Origin of the sequence: Rickettsia gravesii BWI-1 (genome assembly GCF_000485845.1) — a bacterium.
Lineage (GTDB): Bacteria > Pseudomonadota > Alphaproteobacteria > Rickettsiales > Rickettsiaceae > Rickettsia > Rickettsia rickettsii.
In genome coordinates, this window is sequence record NZ_AWXL01000002.1 from 38508 (window position 1) to 56746 (window position 18239).

Here is an 18239-nt window from a genome sequence, read left to right on the forward strand (position 1 = left end):
CAGTATCTCTGAGGATAACATCAATCATTCCAGAACTTTTAAAGAAGTAACTAGTGACGAAGCAATTTCAAGGATAGATCTAGACTTATTCGGTACATGTCATAGAGTTACTACGAGTGTAACGGCTGACCTTCTACAACAAGAAGAAAACGGTTGTTTGGAAATGAGGCTTGTTACTGCAGAAGAGATACCCAAATTACGCAAGTGAGTACAAGATAATAAAATGATATTAGCATGCCAAACCAAAGAAAAAACACTAAAGATTTTAAGTGATTATTTACAGAAAGAATTTGGGATGCATGCTAATGAAACTACAGTAGCATCTTATGATGGGATACATATAAGTGGAGCGAATGAAGAGCTAGAATAAGAGCTTTTTTGTAAATAGTAAACGAATTTCCAAAATTTTTCTTGATTTAATGACAAATATGTGGCAAAAAGGGTTTGAAATAATCTTGCTACTATAGCTCAGGGGTAGAGCACTTCATTGGTAATGAAGAGGTCGGGGGTTCAATTCCCCCTAGTAGCACCACCACACATCCTAAGCTTTGTGAGTTTTTAACCTTTCTTGAAAAACTCATATGCTGATTTTAGTTTAGTTTCTGTTAGATACTATTATAGTATTATGTTTATTTTATAAAGCTAAGTTGCAAATAATATAAAACTAATGTATTATTTACATTTAAAATACGGTAACGATTATTTTATTATATGATAGACATTCTTCTTTTTGTACATATTACTATTGCAATATTGCTAATTATAGTTATTCTGATGCAGCGTAGCGGATCGGATGGAATTAGTAGTATAAGCGGTGGTAATAATATGGGAGTAGTCAGTGCTAAAACAGTCGGTAATTTTCTTACTAAAAGCACTATAATACTTACAACATTATTTTTAATAAATGCAATAGTACTTGCTAACCTTTCCTCAAAAAAGAAATCTGATTTAGTTTCTAAGATTAATGAAATTGAAGAAAATCAAGCAGAAAATAGTTTACCTATAGCTAAATAGTTACAGCTTTATCTTATTAATATCTCTCATACTTGTCATTGTCTACCTTTGTTGGTATTGTTGCGTGTATCGGTAAAATCCACTGTGTCACCCCGTGGCCAAGCCACGGGGTGACAGATAAAAGTACTAGATTCCTGCTTTTGCGGGAATGACATAACAGGAGTCATGTAACAACACCTATGGATCAATGGCATGACATCAGAGAATTTAGTATAGTTTTCAGAACTCCCAATATATATTATTTAGAGTACAGCAATATTTTTGCACCTAAAATAATTTTAGAAATGCCTATAGAATTTAATATAAAAGAAAAAATTTATATCATTTTATGTACGTTTTTACAGTCCTTATTATAGTAGGAAACTTAATATATCAAAAATTTGTTTACCTTAATATTTTTAATTTTTATATTCTTGAATTATCTATAGGAGCAATTTTTTATCAGTTAACTTTTTTATTAACGGATTTAATAGCTGAGTTTTACGGTAAAGAAAGAGCCGTGTAAAGCTTGCTATTATTTTTAATATAATAGTAGTTTTAATAATAAGTCTCATGGATAAATTGGAAGCTACTAATATCTTTTTAGCATCAACTTTTGCCTGTTATATAGCTCAACTTGTTGATATTAATATCTATTTATGGATACATAAAATTACTAAAGGTAAATATTTATGGATAAGAAATAATTTTAGTACGGCAATTTCTTTATTTATCGATACTTTTATTGTAATTGGGATTATGAGCTTATTTAATATTTTTCCTTTTGACCAATTAGGTCATCTTGTACTTAATAGCTATTCATTTAAACTATTTTTTACTATATTTAGTACTCCAATATTCTATGCAGGAGTTTGGTTAATAAGCTTATTCATTAAGAAAGGATAAGCTCTTAGGAAAAGCTTATCCTTATTTAAATTTTCTATTGGTGATTTACAAATTGACTTTTAGTTTAATAAGTCCTTGATGGCTTTGATACTTTCTATGAGTATAATAATTATACTCAAGTAGAACATTTATATTTTTTCTACTCATAAGTATATTACTACCAATATTATATCCAAGCTTAGGTTGTTTTGGTATAATAATTATTTCTTGTAATGTTTGTCCTTTAAAAGTCGCTTTTGCATTAACTTTTGTATTTTTATTATTGAAATGATGCTCAATATTACCATACAAACTTGGTGTTAATACTATATTGTTTGTGGTCACTATAGGTTTAAACACTATTTTACCGCCAAGGCTACTTTCAAATAATTGATTTGATTTCTTTTGAATCATGAGATTTTCTATATCTACATTATACTCTTTATAGTTGCTAGCTCTTGAATAATCATATTTAAAACCGATATTAGGAATAAAATGTAAATCGTATTTTGTACGATATTTATAATTTAATAAAGTTTGAAAACTTAAATTATTGTTTTGATATTTTCCAATTATATTATTAATACTTTTAGATCTATTCTTAATATAATTATGACCGTAAGATGTTATAGCCTGCAATGAGAAACCTTTAGTTAGTTCTTTTAGACCGTAAATGCTTAAAAGATGACCGTTAACTGTTGTTTTCCCTAGTTTTTTATTATATTTAATTTGGGATTCCAAACGGCTATAAGCTATTCCTATAACATCATGACTATTGATGAATTCAGCATCAGTCCCGATAGTTATGCCGGTTGTACGACTTTGATATTTTGGAATATTCTTCCAAGTTTCTTGTTTGTTGATGTCGTATAAGCCGCTAATCCATACCCCTTTGTTTATACTAGCTTCTTCATCACCGGCCCCTATTGCAGCAACCTTTAATCTATTACTTAAAATATTATAGTGAACAGGTTTGTTAAGAGTTGAAGTCGCCTTAACTAATATTGCTACTTTCCTACTAGTATCATCAGATACCTGTTGTTTCTGTGTCACCTCATCTTGTTTTGTAATTGCTTCAGTTTTGAATGACACATCGATAGTTTCATCTTCGCTTTCTAAAACTATATCTTTTTTTAATTCTTCGTCAGTGGTGCTATTGCTTTCTTCTAATTCTTCTTCATCAGTTTCATACCCTTTATCGTCTTCATCACTAGATCTTAATGCTAGAAGTGATTTTTTGTCATCTGATGATTTATCATTTTCATCAGTTTCATACCCTTTATCGTCTTCATCACTAGATCTTAATGCTAGAAGTAATTTTTTGTCATCTGATGATTTATCATTTTCATCAGTTTCATACCCTTTATCGTTTTCATCACTAGATCTTAATGCTAGAAGTGATTTTTTGTCATCTGATGATTTATCATTTTCATCAGTTTCATACTCTTTATCGTTTTCATCACTAGACCTTAATGCTAGAAGTGATTTTTTGTCATCTGATGATTTATCATTTTTGCTATCGTTAGAACTCAATAATTTCGGTGATAAAGCGGTTTTTGAATCAGATTGCTCTGACTGTTTATTGCTATCTTCAGGTTGTGTATCATCCTTTGTTGAGGATTCGTCATTTGTAGCTTCGTTTTCTTGTTGGAATAATCGTAATTTTTTCAGATCTAAACGTCCTATTTTCTTTTCATTGTTACTATTTTCTGATTGAATATCACTACCATATTTTTGTTCTAGTTCAGTAGACTCTACTAGTAATTGTTCAACAAATAGAGTCAATTCTTTATCTTTTGTTAATTCTGAAAGTTTAGAGTTATAAATATTATGTACTTCTTGCCCTAGTTCAGTTCTAGGACCTATAAAATCAGAGTGAAAAGTGTTAAAGGCCTCTTTTATCGCTTCTTCTGGATATTTTGTCAATTGCTGTGTATAAATATTATGTATTTTTTGTCCTAGTTCAGTTCTAGGACCTATAAAATCAGAGTTAGCGGAAGTAAACGCCTCCGTTAATTTTTTGTTAATTATAATATCATTTTCAACATATTGAATAAATTTATTATCTTTTGTTAATTCTGAAAGTTTAGAGTTATAAATATTATGTATTTTTTGTCCTAGTTCAGTTCTAGGACCTATAAAGCTAGAGTGCATAGTATCGACTGCTTCTTGGATTTTTGCAAAATACTTATTATTTTGATGAGCTTTAGGTAAGTTTTTTGAATGCTCAAATGCTACTGATTCCACTATAGCTTTTTTAAATAAATCGGTATCAGAGTATTTTGCTTTATGTCCTGCTGATTGGTGTCCTGATAAAGTAAATTCTTTATATCTTTGAGCTATATCGGATTTAAATTCATAAGCTTTTGAAGTTGTTTTAAAAGTAGATGTATTTACATTGAATTTAGTAATCCCTAATCTTTTTAGATAAGCTAATTCCAAATCTTGTAAATTAGGCGGTGGCGGTGGTGGTGGTGGTGGCATGTTTCCAGTATGGACAGTATGGATGTGTTTTTTAGCTTTTTCTTGCGAGCACTCTTGAAGAGCTTTGAATATTATAGACATATTTAATTTCTTAGTAAGAATTTTTATTTGTTCATTGCTCATGCCTGTAAATGAAGGCAAAGCTGATCTTAATTGATCTACATTATTATTACTTGTTAATTGGATAGTAGTAGCTTTTAAAAGTTCTTTTAATAATTCGGGTTCTTTTTCCTTTACTATAGCAATAAACTCATGTTGAGATAAATTTGCTGTAATTAATTCTTCAAATTTTATTGTGCTTAAAATAGCTGTTCTTAAATCATCAAGTTTAGCCTGTGCTTGATCAGAATTAATTGTTTTTCTTAAGTTTGCATCTTCTGTTATTAAAAAAGTAGCTTGTTGTACTATAGTTAATATATTAGGGTTGTTAATTAACTCTTCGACTCTATTGCCAAATATATCTTGATCGAAGTTTTTTGCATTAGTATAGGCAAATTCTAATTGTTCAAACGGATTTTGTTTGTTCTGTAACTCTTTAATCAATTTTGATTTATTGAATTCAAGTTTAATAGGTCTCTTTAATTCTTCAGATATTTTACATGACGATAATAAAATACGTTTTACTGCATCATCAGTGTCTTCATTGAAAAGATTTTGAATTATTTCGTTGCTTGTTATTGTTTTCTTACCATTTGTGGTTATATTTTGTATATACGGGTCTTGAATAAGGGTATTAAAAGCTTCTTTAGCTTTTTCTGCGATTTCAGGGGTTGAAATACTAAATAAATTTACAAGAGTTTTCTCGTCAGCTCCTTGGTTGGCGTATGATTCTGTTAATATTTGACGTATAACATTTGTAAGATCAGCTTGTCTTTTTATAAGCTGATCTTGTAAATCAGCAGCTTTTTTTACTGTCTCAGTTCTATATTCTACATATAGTTTGGCATAAGCTGTCTCTGGCATGCTTCTGTCTGTGCTGGTTGCACTAGAAGCTGTAGGTTGAAGTGGTACTTTTGGCTGAACAGCAGTATTGTGAGTAAACTGAACATATAATGAATGTATGCGAGGATATTCTGCTTGTAACTTATTTAAATCAAAATTGTTAGAGTTGCTACTAAAGCCTTGAGGATTTAAGGGAGATGGTGAAGGTGGTATGCTTCCATTTAGCGGTAGAGGAGGTGGATTTGGAATACCCCCATTTAGCGGTAGAGGAGGTGGATTCGGAATGTCCCCATTTAGTGGTAGAGGAGGTGGATTCGGAATGCCGCTTTGTGTTTGTTCTAAATTATTTGCATTATTACCTACTGCTAACCCTAAAATTTTATTGGTTTCATTGCTGAGTATGTTACTATCAGATAATATTACTTTAATTACTGAATTTAATGTGTGTTTATTTACTTCTTTGGCTAGTTTAATCATATCGTCTTTAGTTAAACTATCTATTATTAGCCCTTTATTTTTTAGTTCTATATTTATTTCTTTTACTATTTCTGGTGTTAAAACATAGACACTTTTTACAATATAAGGTTGCATTTTGTTTTTTAACTCTAATTGCAGAGCTAAAAGGTTTTCTACTGAACTCTTATCTTTACTTGCTGCTAGTTTGATAAGATCTAATCGTGCCTTTTCTTCAAATTGATTATTAGATATATTTCGTGTTGCATAGTCTTGAATTCTTTCAGCAAATTTAGTTTTTTCTTCAGAAGAACTATTTTCTAATAATTCTTTTAAAATAGGTCTATTTTTAACGTCAATATTGGTATTGAAATCTAATTGTCCCTTATCATTGCTAAATAATACCCTTTGAATAATATCATCATTAAAATCACTTAAGATAGCCGTTACTGCTTCTTGTTTATAACTACTATCTACTTTAAGATTTAATGCTGCTATAGGATCTGTTTTAATAAGATTTTTAAAGTCTTCAATATTTTCTTCTTGTTGTATTATTCTATTTATATTGCGTTGAGACTGCGTTAAATTATCCTTACTTTTTTTAGTATTAAATTGAGCTTTAAAAGTACTTATAGGATCAAAAACATATGGTTGTTTCTTTTTTCTACCCGTGAAAACCCCTGAAGATGTTCCTGTATTATTTGTACCTTGATTTGATATGTACCAAGTGTCGTTTTTGCGTCCGCTCTTTTTTTGAGAGCGTCCGGCAGACAGTTTAGTAGTATCATTGTTGTTTAGAAACTGGTTTGCTTCTATTCCGGCTCTTATTTGTTCTATATAAGAATTTGCTTTTATTTGCCCTATCTTAAATTCATTCATTAATTCGTCAGCGTTAGGGATAATATTATTATCTATATAGTACGATTTTTTACTAAGCATCATCTGAGTTGCTATTGATGCGATATAGTTTGTTGCCTCACCTTTATCAGCACCAAATTTCTGCTCTAGCTCTTTTGCTGTAGGAATACTATTATTAGCTATATATTGTGGCTTTTCTTTGTCCATAACTTTAAGTCTTATTGACTTAATATAGCTTCTATTATCATCAGGAGATATACCAAACCTATTTTTTAACTCTTTTTCTGTAGGAATATGGCTATCGGCTATATATTGTCCCTTTGCGTTTTCCATAATTTCAGTTCTTATTGAAGTAACAAAAGATTCTGCATCATCTTTATTCATGTTAAGAGTAGTCCTTACTTCTTTCATTTCAGGGATAATATCATTATTAACATAATGTTTGTATTTAATATCTCTGTTTATTGAGCTGATATATAGCTCGATTACCGCTTTTTTGTCTTTTTCTGCACGACGTACCTTTTGATCGTGTTCTACATTATTGTCTATTTTGCTAGGGTCATAACTTATTCCAAGATTTGTTGCTGCTTCTATATCTGTAGGAACTACACCTTGATTAATATATTCTTGTTTTTTTGTATCAAAATCCTGTTGTTTTATTCTTTCGATGTATAATAAAATTTCAGCTCTTGCTTGTCTTGCTTTATGTCTCGTATTATCTAAAAAATTTGATAAATCTGTTTCCTTATACGTTATTTCTAGATCCTTTTGTGCTTGAGTAAAACTAGGAACTAAATCTGCTTCTTGCCATTTTTTGATTTTTTCATTTGGAGTCAAATTGTTCCAAAGAGCTTTTTGCTGTTGTAAATTGTGCGTTTCCCATGCCGGGGTTTTACTAACTAAATCTTGAAAACTTGCCGCTCTAGCACTTGTACTTAAAAAGCTACTAGTCAACAAACATGTTGACATGAAAAAAGTTAAAACATATTTTTTTGAGTGGGAATTTTGTAAATTCATTCAAACCTCGATTAGTTATTGTTTTTTTAAATAATAAACGAGGCGAACCATATAATATTTGTTAACTCATGTAAACTATTAATTACTATTTTTTGTTAACCAGTGAATTTTTTAGCCAAAATGTGTTTATTATATCACATGCTAATGTATACTCCAAATTTTAAACTTTTTTCAAAAATAGTATTAAATAAAATATGCAAATTCAATTTCACTTATATAACACTCTTAGCCGTACTAAAGAGGTTTTTAATCCTCAAGATCAAGCTAACGTAAAAATTTATGTATGTGGACCGACTGTTTATGATAATCCTCATATAGGCAATAGTAGGTCAGAAGTAGTATATGATTTACTTTATCGTATAGTTATAAAAATATTTGGTGAGAAGGCAGTAAAATATGTACGTAACATTACGGATATTGACGATAAAATTATCGATAGAGCTGCACTACTTGGTGTTACTATTGATGAGTTGACTGATAAAGTTACAAAAGAGTTTCATAAAAATATGGCATATTTAGGTTGTATGCTACCTAGTATTGAGCCGAAAGCTACAAAGCATATTGATGTAATGATCGCAATAATAGAACGCTTAATAGCAAAAGATCACGCATATATTGCTGATAATCATGTTTATTTTGATGTTTTATCAGCTCCAAATTATACGGAATTATCTAACCGAAATTTAGAAGAAATGTTTGAGGGAGTACATGTAGAAAATAGTAAAACCAAAAAAAATCCACAAGATTTTGTATTATGGAAACCGGCAAAGCAAAATGAATCGGCAAATATAAATTTTGAAAGCCCCTGGGGACTTGGTCGCCCTGGATGGCATATTGAATGTTCAGCCATGAGCTACAAATATTTAGGTGAGAATTTTGATATTCACGGCGGCGGAGCAGATTTAATCTTTCCGCATCATACCAATGAGATTGCTCAAAGTAGATGTGCTTTCCCAAGTTCTACTTATGCTAAATATTGGGTACATAATGGGTTTCTAACGGTTAACGGTGAGAAAATGAGTAAATCTCTTGGTAATTTTATTACCGTAAGGGATTTTATGGATAAACAAATTCAAGGAGAAGTAGTAAGGTTATTTTTATTAAGTAGTCACTATAGGCGTCCTGTTGATTATAATGATAAAGCTATAGAAGATGCTAAAAAAACTTTAGATTATTGGTATAGAGCTATAGGAAATATTAATGTGCAGAAAATAGATTTACCTCATGATTTCATGCAAAGCTTACTTGATGATATGAATACGCCGCTTGCCGTTAAAATCATTAATGACTACGCTAAAGGTGTTTTTATTTCTAAAACTGAAGAAGAAAGGCAGCTTAACGCCTCTACTATTATTACTTGTGCTAATTTTATTGGTTTAATGAATAAGACTCCACACGAGTGGTTTAATAGCGGTGTGGATGAACTCTATATAAATGAGTTTGTAAATAAGCGTTTGGAAGCAAAAAAACAAAAAAATTGGTTATTAGCTGATCAAATTCGTAACCAGTTATTAGAGGAAAAAATAATTCTAGAAGATCAACCTGACGGTACTACTATTTGGCGAAAAGAATAAAAGCTTGTAAATTACGCAATATACGTATATAATTTATAAGCTTGTAAGTCGTCATTGCGAGGAAATTATGTAATAATTGACGAAGCAATCTCAGGATATGTGATGAGATTGCCACGCAGCCTACGGCTGCTCGCAATAACGATTATCCAAAACTTAAGCAAAAAATTCACACGTAAGATATATGTTAGTTCATTAGAATGGACATCTTACGGAGGTATAAACTAACAATTAGGAGAATTTAAAAATGTCAAAAATACCATCTGTTAACATTAAAGAATTATTAGATGCGGGCGTGCATTTCGGTCACAAGACCTCACGCTGGAATCCTAAAATGGCATCTTATATATATGGTGAACGTGATGATGTTCATATAATCGATTTAAGACAAAGTGTCGCTTTAATGAGCGTTGCTTTGAATGCAATATATGAAACCGTAAAAAAAGACGGTAAAATATTATTTGTAAGTACTAAAATACAGGCAAGCGATATTATAGCGGAATATGCCGAAAAATGCGGGCAGTATTACGTAAATCATAGATGGCTTGGTGGTATGCTAACTAACTGGAAAACTATTGCGGGTTCAATAGAAAAGCTAAATAAGTTAGACAAAACCTTAGAAAACGAAGAAGCACTTATGGGTTATACTAAGAAAGAGATACTCGATATGAGCCGTAAGAAAGATAAATTACTTCTATCTCTTGCCGGTATTAGAAATCTTAATTCTAAACCTGATCTTCTAGTAGTTATTGACACTAATAAAGAGCATATCGCAATTAATGAAGCGGTAAAGCTTAATGTTCCTATAGTTGCAGTAGTTGATACTAATTCTAATCCTGATAATGTAGATTATCCGATTCCGGGTAATGATGATTCTATAAGATCAATAAGACTTTATTGTAGTTTATTTGCAGATGCGGCATTACAAGGACTTGAAGAATCAATGAAAGTTTCAGGAGTTGATATGGGTGCTATGCAAGAGCATACAGATAAGGCGTTAACTTCTAAAAATGTTTCTAAATTAAAACAAGCTAAAAAATTCTCTAAAACGAAAAATATTGATGAAGAGACAAATACAGAATTTGAGCAAGCATTAAATGATGTCGATGAAAATAAAAATTCTGATAATGCATAAGTGTTGTTGCATGGATCGGCTTTTCCATTGTCATCCCGCGACTTGATCGCAGGATCCAGCTTAAAGTACTAATAATATTAGTATTTTAAATTGTTTTTATGGACCCCAGGAGCAAGCTACGGGGTGACACCGAGGTCGTTCTTCGAGCCACAACCCAAGCCAAATATAATAATTAAGGAGAAAGTAAGGTATGAGTGAAATAAATATAAGTGCTGCAGCGGTTAAAGAATTAAGAGAAAAAACTGGTGCAGGTATGATGGACTGCAAAAAAGCATTAATAGAAACCAGCGGTAATTTTGAAGAAGCTATTGATTTTCTTCGTAAGCAAGGTTTAGCTGTTGCTGCAAAGAAAGCCGGACGCATTGTTTCTGAAGGTTTAACGGCTGCAAAAGTTGATGGGCTTACCGGAGTGGTAATTGAAGTAAATTCCGAAACGGATTTTGTTGCTAGAAATGAGCAGTTTCAGGATCTAGTTAAGGATATTGCAAATCTTGCAGTAATTGCAAAAACTATAGATACGCTAAAAACATTTAAAATGCAAAGCGGTAAATCAGTTGAAGAAGAAATTATAGAAAATATCGCTACAATCGGTGAAAATTTAACATTACGTCGTATGGATATATTAGAGATATCTGAAGGAGCAATCGGTTCGTACGTGCATAATGAAGTTGTACCGAATTTAGGAAAAATTTCCGTATTAGTAGGTCTTGTGTCTAACGCAAAAGATAAAGCAAAACTAGAAGCTTTAGCTAAACAAATTGCTGTTCATGTAGCAGGAAATAACCCGCAAAGTATAGATGATTCAAGCTTGGATCAAGCACTCGTAGAGCGTGAGAGAAAAGTATTTTTTGAGAAATCTAAAGAAGACGGAAAGCCTGATAATATTATAGAAAAAATGGTAGAAGGTAGAATACGTAAATTCTTCTCGGAAGTTGTATTGCTTCAGCAAAATTTCTTATTTGAACCTAAACTTACCGTTGCGGAAGTAATTAAAAATGCTGAAAAAGAACTCGGTGCAGAAATTAAAATCGCCAAATTTATTAGATACGAACTTGGTGAAGGTATAGAACACGAAGAAAAAAACTTTGCCGATGAAGTAGTTGCCATTACGCAAGGTTAATGGGCTTGTTTCATAGCTTCAATGTCATTCCCGCGTGGATACCAAATCATCATTGCGAGCATGCGTTGTTGTGCAGGCACAATTCTATCCTGTCATCCCGTGACTTGATCGTGGGATCCAGTCAAAATATAAAAACAACTAATACTAGTTATTTTTATGAATACCGTGGTCAAACCACGGTATGACACCGAATGCGTTTTTCTATCCACGCAACAATACCTTCCCGTGGTCAATTGAACTAGGTGACAGTAAAAAACTCGTGAATGCTCACTCACACCTTTTCAAAGCAAACAAAGGCAAATTTAGGATAAGTGCTTATTTCTAAACTTGTATTTATAATATCTCTCTAACTACAATCAACTATCTATTAATAAATAATTTTCGGTTTTTTCCTTTATAATAAAAGATTTATATTGACTTAATAATAGAAAATCTTACATTAATTGTTATTTTTAGTTTAAATGGAGAGCATTTTATGTCAAGGACAAAAGAGGAATATGCTGCATAAATTTATGCTGCCGAAGAGCATCGTAGGAGACAAGCTAATTATAGTGATAATGATGCCGAACTGCTTGGAGTTATTATAGTATGTGCCGGTTATGCATATTATAAAGCAGTAGAAGGGGCAGTAAAAGTTACCGTCACAGAAAGTAAAATTATAGAAAACGTCTATAAGATAGGAAGTGGACAAATAGCAGTACTCGGTACTGATGCCGGAAGTAAAATAACTTATATAACAAAGCATCCTTCGTCTCGAGGTAATACGAGTACTTCCACTCAGTCGATGACAACTAATCCTGTAGATCCTTTAGAGCAAACTCCCCCTAATACTCCTACCTCTAAAAGAGAAAAGGCTAAAATATACGGAAAAAAACTGGTAGATAGTGCAAAGATTGGAGCTAAAACCCTTTTAAACCTTATAAAGTGACAACCGGTACACAATAGAAATCGTCGGTCCAGGAAGTGATTTTAACAGCAACGGTAAGGAAAAATTTATATTTTCTGAACCTACTAAGCGTAAAGTTGTTCACAAAGAATTTAAAACCGAAAACGGTTATAAGTGCGGTATTGTGTTGGAAGAGACAATTGAAGCTTCCTTAACATTAAGATTAAATAATAAGCGTATAGTTAAGATTAAAGAATTTAGAAGCATGATTGTCCCTGATACTACAGAAGATACGGGAGAAATTTTTGATATTTCGCTAATTTTAAAATATTTTGATGGGGCAAACATGCCTAAGCAGATCCTGCTTTTTTAAAGATACATTACGGTAGAGACGGAAAATTAAATAAGTTATCGTTGCCAAACCCACCTATAATTTTTCATAACCAATAGTATCCGGCCTTAACCGTTTATAAAGGTGAATTATGTTCTTGGCCTATAAGTGTGGGTATTATAGGTATTTGAATAAGAAAATACTAGAAAATAACGGAAGTATAGAAATCAGTCACGTAGATCCTGAATTTACTATAGAGCTTTTAGGAGAATAAGAGTTTTTAGTTAAATTCTATCAAAGAAACTTCGTAATTACTTTTAAATATTCATCTAGGACTTTTTGGTTGTCCTTAACAAATTTTAAAGCATTTCCGCGGTAAGCTTTAAGTTCTAGAGAATTATTAGACCTGAGTAGATATGTTAGTTTGGTTAGTAAATCTTCACCGTTTTTGATTTGGATAGCTGCTTCATTTTGCAGTACGCCTTTAGCGATATCGGTGTTTTTGCTCATATCGAGACCGAATATAATACAATTAGAGAAATATGCTGCTTCTAAAATATTATGCCCGCCTTGTTTAAAAGAACCGCCGATAAAAGAAATTGTAGCTACAGAAAAAAATAGTCCCATTTCGCCGAACCTATCAACTATATAAAGATCATCGCTTAAAACAGGTAAATCATTTTGCGACTTAGCGGTAGCGGATAAATTATGTGACTTACAATTATCGATAATTGATTTAACTCGCTCAGGATGTCTTGGAATTAAGATAATATAGCAGTCTAAAAACTGCTCTTTTAGGTTTTTGATTATAGGCAAAATCACCTCTTCATCTTCGGGGTGAGTGCTGGCAAATAGCACGACTCGCCTATTGTCTAAATGTAAGCTTAATTTTGATAACTCTTCTTGATTGACCGGAAGTTTTTCGTTGGCAAATTTAATATTGCCTAAATTCACTGCATCTGATACGCCAAGTTCATTGAATTTTTGTAAGTCATGCTCGCTTTGCACGATAATTTTACTGAAATTTTTGAGAATAAGCTGAAAAAAGCTTTTTCTTTTTAGCCAAGCTTTAAATGATTTATCGGAAATACGAGCATTAACTAGTAGTAATTTACACTGCTTGGCTCCCTCATTAATAGTACACGGCCATAATTCCGATTCTATAAAAATGCCTAAATCAGGTTGCCAACTTCTTAAAAATTTTCGAGTAAAAATAATATTATCTATCGGTAAAAATCGGTGAACTGCTATTTTAGGTAATTTGGCAGTTAATATTTTAGCGGAGCTGTTAGTCCAAGAAGTTACTAGAAAACGAATGTCAGGGTAGCGTTTACTTATATTATGTATTAATGTTAAAGCTGTCATAGACTCGCCAACGCTTGCTGCATGAATCCATATCAGCCTTCGTGCATAACTTGCTTCTAAAGGTAATTTATACGTCGATCCTAACCCTTCATCCTCACGTACTAGTGTGTACGCTGTGGTTCGCAGTGAAGTGTCTCCTTTAAATTCCTCTTTATTAGCGGACGTTTGCACGAAGTCTAATGAATCGTCTTGTCTGTGTTTGTCAATAGCAAAACGCTCTTGGATGCGTCTTATATCTTCTTTACCTATTAATAAACGTATAAGAATTATGATAAAATAAACAGGTAATAATATAAAGCTTAAAGCATAATATAATAACATCATTTCTTTAAACTCTCTGTTAAGCTTGCTAATTGTTTTTCAAGGCTTATATGGTTTTGTATTTTATCATTTGTGAGTTCTAAAGGCGAGCCAACTATGATTTTAATGGTACCAAACGGTAGGGGTATTATTAATTTATCCCAACTTTTTAATCTGAAACATCTAGAAGTGGAGCTGACTATAGTAATAAGTTTTGTGTTATATCTATAGGCAATTTCGGTAATGCCGCTATTTACTTTATATACCGGTCCTTTAGGACCGTCCGGCGTGACTATTATATTTGCACCTTGAGATAACTTACCTATAATATTACGTAAAGCTCCAATTGGATTTTTATTAGTAGAACCTACTATCACTCTGCAACCGAATTTTCCTACTAGATCGTTTAAAATTTTTCCGTCTAAATGCGGTGATATTAAAGCATAGATATTTCTATGTCCTATAAACATAGCCGGACTTAAGGCAAGCATATTATGCCAAAATGCAAAGATTACCCCTTGTTCGTTTAGGAATTTTTCCTTATTGCCGTTATCGTAAAATATAAATTTCTGCTTTGAAGTAAAGTAAACAAAACGCAAATACCAATATAGTAAAATAGTAATTATACTAAGTACGTATTTATTATTTTTTAAAAATTTTTTAAAAACTTTCCGCATTATTTTTTTGTTGGTTTAGATGGCTTTTTAACTTTTCCGTCATTGCGAGGAAATTACGAGGTAAGTGATAAAGCAATCTCAGTATATTTGACGAGATTGTCACGCAGCCTATGGCTGCTCGCAATGACGATTTGGTATCCATGCAAAGCCTTAAGCAGGAATGACATCGATTGTTCTCTCAATTCTAATACAAGCTTCTTCTAGCTTTTCCATAGAAGTAGCATAAGAGATTCTAAAATATCCCTCTAAGCCGAAAGCGATACCAGGTACTACGGCAACTTTTGCTTCTTCAAGTAAATATTCGGCAAAATCATTACTATTTGCAATAATTTTTCCTGATTTAGTTTTATGCCCAAATATTTTATCGCATTTAACAAATAAGTAAAACGCCCCTTCCGGCTTATAGCACTCAAAATATTTTACTCTTTTCAAAATTGATAAAGCAAGATCACGCTTTTTTTGACAATTTAAAGCATTAGGCTTTATATAATCTTGAGGACCGTTTAATGCTTCAATAGCAGCCATTTGACTTATTGAACAAGGGTTTGAAGTACTTTGCGACTGAATAATAGTCATTGCTTTAATCAAAGCTTTAGAGCCTGCACCGTAGCCTATACGCCAACCCGTCATAGAATAAGCTTTAGATACTCCGTTTACGGTAAATATTCTCTTTTTTAAATCAGGTGCTATTTGGGCTAATGTATAAAATTTAAAATCATCAAAAGTAATATGCTCGTAAATATCATCGGACATTACGTTTATATGTGAATATTTTCTTAAAACTTTAGCAATATTTTCTAGTTCTTCAAAATTATAACTTACACCTGTTGGATTACTAGGTGAGTTAATAATAAGCCACTTAGTTTTATCCGTAATTGAACGTTCTAAAGCTTCTGCACTTAATTTAAAGTTATTTTCAATTCCGCAATTTACAAAAACAGGTGTGCCTGTGCTAAGTGCAACCATATCAGGATATGAAACCCAATAGGGTGCTGGAATAATTACCTCATCCCCTTGGTCTAAAGATGCCATAAACAAATTATATATAACTTGTTTACCGCCGGTGCTTACTATTATTTCATCAAGTTCGTAATCTATATTATTTTCACGTTTGAATTTGTCTTTTATTGCTTGCTTTAAAAGAGGCACACCCTCAACGTTAGTATATTTAGTAAAGCCGTCTTTAATCGCTTTAATCGCCGCTTCCTTAATATTGTCAGGCGTATCAAAATCAGGCTCACCGGCACCGAGTGTGATAATATCAACTCCCGCTTTTTTAAGTTCAAGAGTTTTTTTAACGACTGCAAGGGTCGGCGACGGTTTTATAGAACTTAGCCTCGTAGAAATAATTGACATAATTTGAGTCCGTATTAAATGAAAGCTATAGTAAAATCGGTAATTTCAAGAAATAAATATTAATTTTTATAATGAAATCTACAATTATATATTATAATTTGTTTAGTATTGACAGAATATATTAGTCTATGTTCGTGGTTAATTCTATATGACCATAAACCTTAGCCGGATTAGATAATAAATATAATGTTTCTTTTGTAGATTCATATTCTTCTTCGGTTAAAAGAATAATATTCTTATGATTCTTTCTTTTAATAAGATATAGGGACATGATCGTTTTCTACGGTATTTAGTACAGAGCTTAAGTTTTTTCTAAATGAAGTGTCGCTAATTGAGTTCATGAGCTACCTACTGATGTACATATAACATGTACATCCTAGCTTCAATGCCATTAATTTACAAGTAAAATTATTATTTTATTTAAAAATTTATCAAGATATGCTTTATTATAGTAAGTAATATTAATTTAGTAATTAAACTATGCTCGGTAAAATAAAAGACAAAATCAAACATTATTGCTTAACTATAATAAATATACCGAATTTTATTAAGAATAAAATTTTAGAATTTAAAAATTATATAAGTGATTGTAAATATAAATTCTCTCATTTAGCCGAAACTAATTATCAACTTGGACTCGATCATTTATATAGAGGTAATTTAAATGATGCATTACTTAGGTTTAAACTAGTCGATAAATTTTTTAATCCTAATGATTCTAAAGTATATTATCAACTCGGATGGGTTTATTTTTTAAAAAATAATTACAGGCAAGCTATGGAATATTTAGAAAAATCTAATGAAAAATATAAACCTATATTTATAAATTTTTTGAAAAATTATAAGGATATTACTGAAATACCTCAAGAAATTTGTGGAGAATATCGTGATTTAACAGCACAATATTATCCTACTATTTTTAATAACGACAAAAATATCCATCTTCCGTATAGGTTTGTTAATGAAGCACTTAAACAGATATCTGATTTACCGAATAATTACTCTATTTTGGAACTTGGAAGTAATATAGGGCTTGTAGGTTATGAAATACAAAAACGTTTTCCGGAAAGTTTTACTTTAACCGGTGTAGAAGTTTCTGCTTTAATGAATGAGTTACAAGAAACATATTACCCGAACACTAAAATTTACGATCATATATATAATATTGCTATCAATGAATTTTTAAAACAAAACTCTAATAAATTTCATATTATTTTTAGTTTTTGCGGATTATCGTTTACTAACAATTTAATAGAATATTTTAATTTAATATACTCATCTCTTAATAAACAAGGGTATTTTGCCCTTTGTTTACCGAATGCGACGAAGACACAATTTTCAGTAAAACGCAAAGAATTTATTTTTAACTTGAATGAAATAAATAATTTTTTACAAAAAAATAATTTTACTATATTAATTTCGGAAGAAATAATACTAGCGGAAAACAATAAATATAGTATTATTGTTTGTAAGAAAACAGCATAAATCAATGAGAATATTAATTATATTATCCATTATTTTATGTTCATTATCAATAAGAGCTGATCTTGAATATGTTGATAATGACATATATAACTATAATGGTGGAAGAAATGAAAACGGTTGCTTGGAAGTTTATGATCCATACGAAAAATTTAACCGTAAAGTGTTTGTATTTAATTCTGTGTTAGATTATATAATATTGCGTCCTTTAGCTATAGGTTATAAGAACATCACGAATGATTACATAAAAGCACGCGTTAATAGTTTCGTCAGTAATGTCGATACACCGCTTACGGCGGTAAATTACGGGCTTCAGTTAAATTACGATAAAACTATGAAAAGCGTTTGGCGGTTTCTCATTAACACGACGTTTGGCATAGGCGG

The 18239-nt window shown here is 31.4% G+C and carries 14 protein-coding genes, 1 tRNA gene and 2 pseudogenes; 11 read left to right on the forward strand and 6 right to left on the reverse strand.

Annotated elements, in window-relative coordinates:
- Positions 1-157 precede the first annotated feature (157 nt).
- The 4 genes and pseudogenes from RGRA_RS08290 to RGRA_RS08295 all read left to right on the forward strand — a co-directional run bounded on the left by RGRA_RS08290 (position 158) and on the right by RGRA_RS08295 (position 1899).
- Positions 158-370, forward strand: a pseudogene (locus RGRA_RS08290) (hypothetical protein).
- A gap of 87 nt (positions 371-457) precedes the next feature.
- Positions 458-532 (forward strand) — tRNA-Thr (locus tag RGRA_RS0101090).
- 179 nt (positions 533-711) lie between these two features.
- Complete coding sequence (gene secG, locus RGRA_RS0101095) at positions 712-1014, forward strand: preprotein translocase subunit SecG (RefSeq protein ID WP_004996773.1); 303 nt, start codon at positions 712-714, stop codon at positions 1012-1014.
- Between the two features lie 284 nt (positions 1015-1298).
- A pseudogene (locus tag RGRA_RS08295) lies at positions 1299-1899 on the forward strand (queuosine precursor transporter).
- A gap of 45 nt (positions 1900-1944) precedes the next feature.
- Here RGRA_RS08295 and RGRA_RS0101105 read toward each other — a convergent pair.
- Entirely contained in the window at positions 1945-7632 is a 5688-nt protein-coding gene (locus RGRA_RS0101105; RefSeq protein ID WP_095531965.1) for an autotransporter domain-containing protein, read from the reverse strand.
- 194 nt (positions 7633-7826) lie between these two features.
- On the opposite strand from RGRA_RS0101105, the gene cysS reads away from it, so the two are divergent.
- The 5 genes from cysS to RGRA_RS13030 all read left to right on the forward strand — a co-directional run bounded on the left by cysS (position 7827) and on the right by RGRA_RS13030 (position 12717).
- Positions 7827-9206, forward strand: a complete 1380-nt coding sequence (gene cysS / locus RGRA_RS0101110) for a cysteine--tRNA ligase (RefSeq protein WP_017443416.1) — start codon at positions 7827-7829, stop codon at positions 9204-9206.
- A 244-nt stretch (positions 9207-9450) separates the two neighbouring features.
- Positions 9451-10338: a 30S ribosomal protein S2 gene (gene rpsB, locus RGRA_RS0101115; protein ID WP_017443417.1), complete on the forward strand. Its 888-nt coding sequence runs from the start codon at positions 9451-9453 to the stop codon at positions 10336-10338.
- A 190-nt stretch (positions 10339-10528) separates the two neighbouring features.
- Positions 10529-11458, forward strand: coding sequence for a translation elongation factor Ts (gene tsf / locus RGRA_RS0101120; protein ID WP_017443418.1), 930 nt, complete (start codon positions 10529-10531; stop codon positions 11456-11458).
- 784 nt (positions 11459-12242) lie between these two features.
- Positions 12243-12386 (forward strand): hypothetical protein, encoded by a 144-nt coding sequence (locus RGRA_RS13025; RefSeq protein WP_236609749.1) that lies wholly within the window; start codon positions 12243-12245, stop codon positions 12384-12386.
- 142 nt (positions 12387-12528) lie between these two features.
- Positions 12529-12717 carry a hypothetical protein gene (locus RGRA_RS13030; protein ID WP_236609750.1) on the forward strand — a complete coding sequence of 63 codons (189 nt, stop codon included), beginning with the start codon at positions 12529-12531 and terminating at the stop codon, positions 12715-12717.
- A 252-nt stretch (positions 12718-12969) separates the two neighbouring features.
- On the opposite strand, the gene waaA is transcribed toward RGRA_RS13030, so the two are convergent.
- From waaA to RGRA_RS10090, 5 genes are all read right to left on the reverse strand, one after another.
- Positions 12970-14364: a lipid IV(A) 3-deoxy-D-manno-octulosonic acid transferase gene (waaA, locus tag RGRA_RS0101140; protein ID WP_017443419.1), complete on the reverse strand. Its 1395-nt coding sequence runs from the start codon at positions 14362-14364 to the stop codon at positions 12970-12972.
- On the reverse strand, positions 14361-15017 hold the full coding sequence (locus RGRA_RS0101145) for a lysophospholipid acyltransferase family protein (protein ID WP_017443420.1): 657 nt from the start codon (positions 15015-15017) through the stop codon (positions 14361-14363). Before RGRA_RS0101145 ends, waaA begins: the two co-directional genes overlap by 4 nt.
- A gap of 150 nt (positions 15018-15167) precedes the next feature.
- Positions 15168-16373 carry a pyridoxal phosphate-dependent aminotransferase gene (locus tag RGRA_RS0101150; RefSeq protein ID WP_017443421.1) on the reverse strand — a complete coding sequence of 402 codons (1206 nt, stop codon included), beginning with the start codon at positions 16371-16373 and terminating at the stop codon, positions 15168-15170.
- 59 nt (positions 16374-16432) lie between these two features.
- On the reverse strand, positions 16433-16516 hold the full coding sequence (locus tag RGRA_RS14215; protein ID WP_408005770.1) for a hypothetical protein: 84 nt from the start codon (positions 16514-16516) through the stop codon (positions 16433-16435).
- On the reverse strand, positions 16495-16644 hold the full coding sequence (locus RGRA_RS10090; RefSeq protein ID WP_236609751.1) for a type II toxin-antitoxin system Phd/YefM family antitoxin: 150 nt from the start codon (positions 16642-16644) through the stop codon (positions 16495-16497). The genes RGRA_RS14215 and RGRA_RS10090 overlap by 22 nt, the downstream gene beginning before the upstream one ends.
- A gap of 209 nt (positions 16645-16853) precedes the next feature.
- On the opposite strand from RGRA_RS10090, the gene RGRA_RS0101160 reads away from it, so the two are divergent.
- A complete protein-coding gene (locus tag RGRA_RS0101160) occupies positions 16854-17858 on the forward strand; it encodes a methyltransferase domain-containing protein (protein ID WP_017443422.1) in 1005 nt (334 codons plus the stop codon).
- Between the two features lie 4 nt (positions 17859-17862).
- A partial coding sequence (locus RGRA_RS0101165) for an MlaA family lipoprotein (protein WP_024547220.1) occupies positions 17863-18239 on the forward strand: 377 nt, incomplete at its 3' end.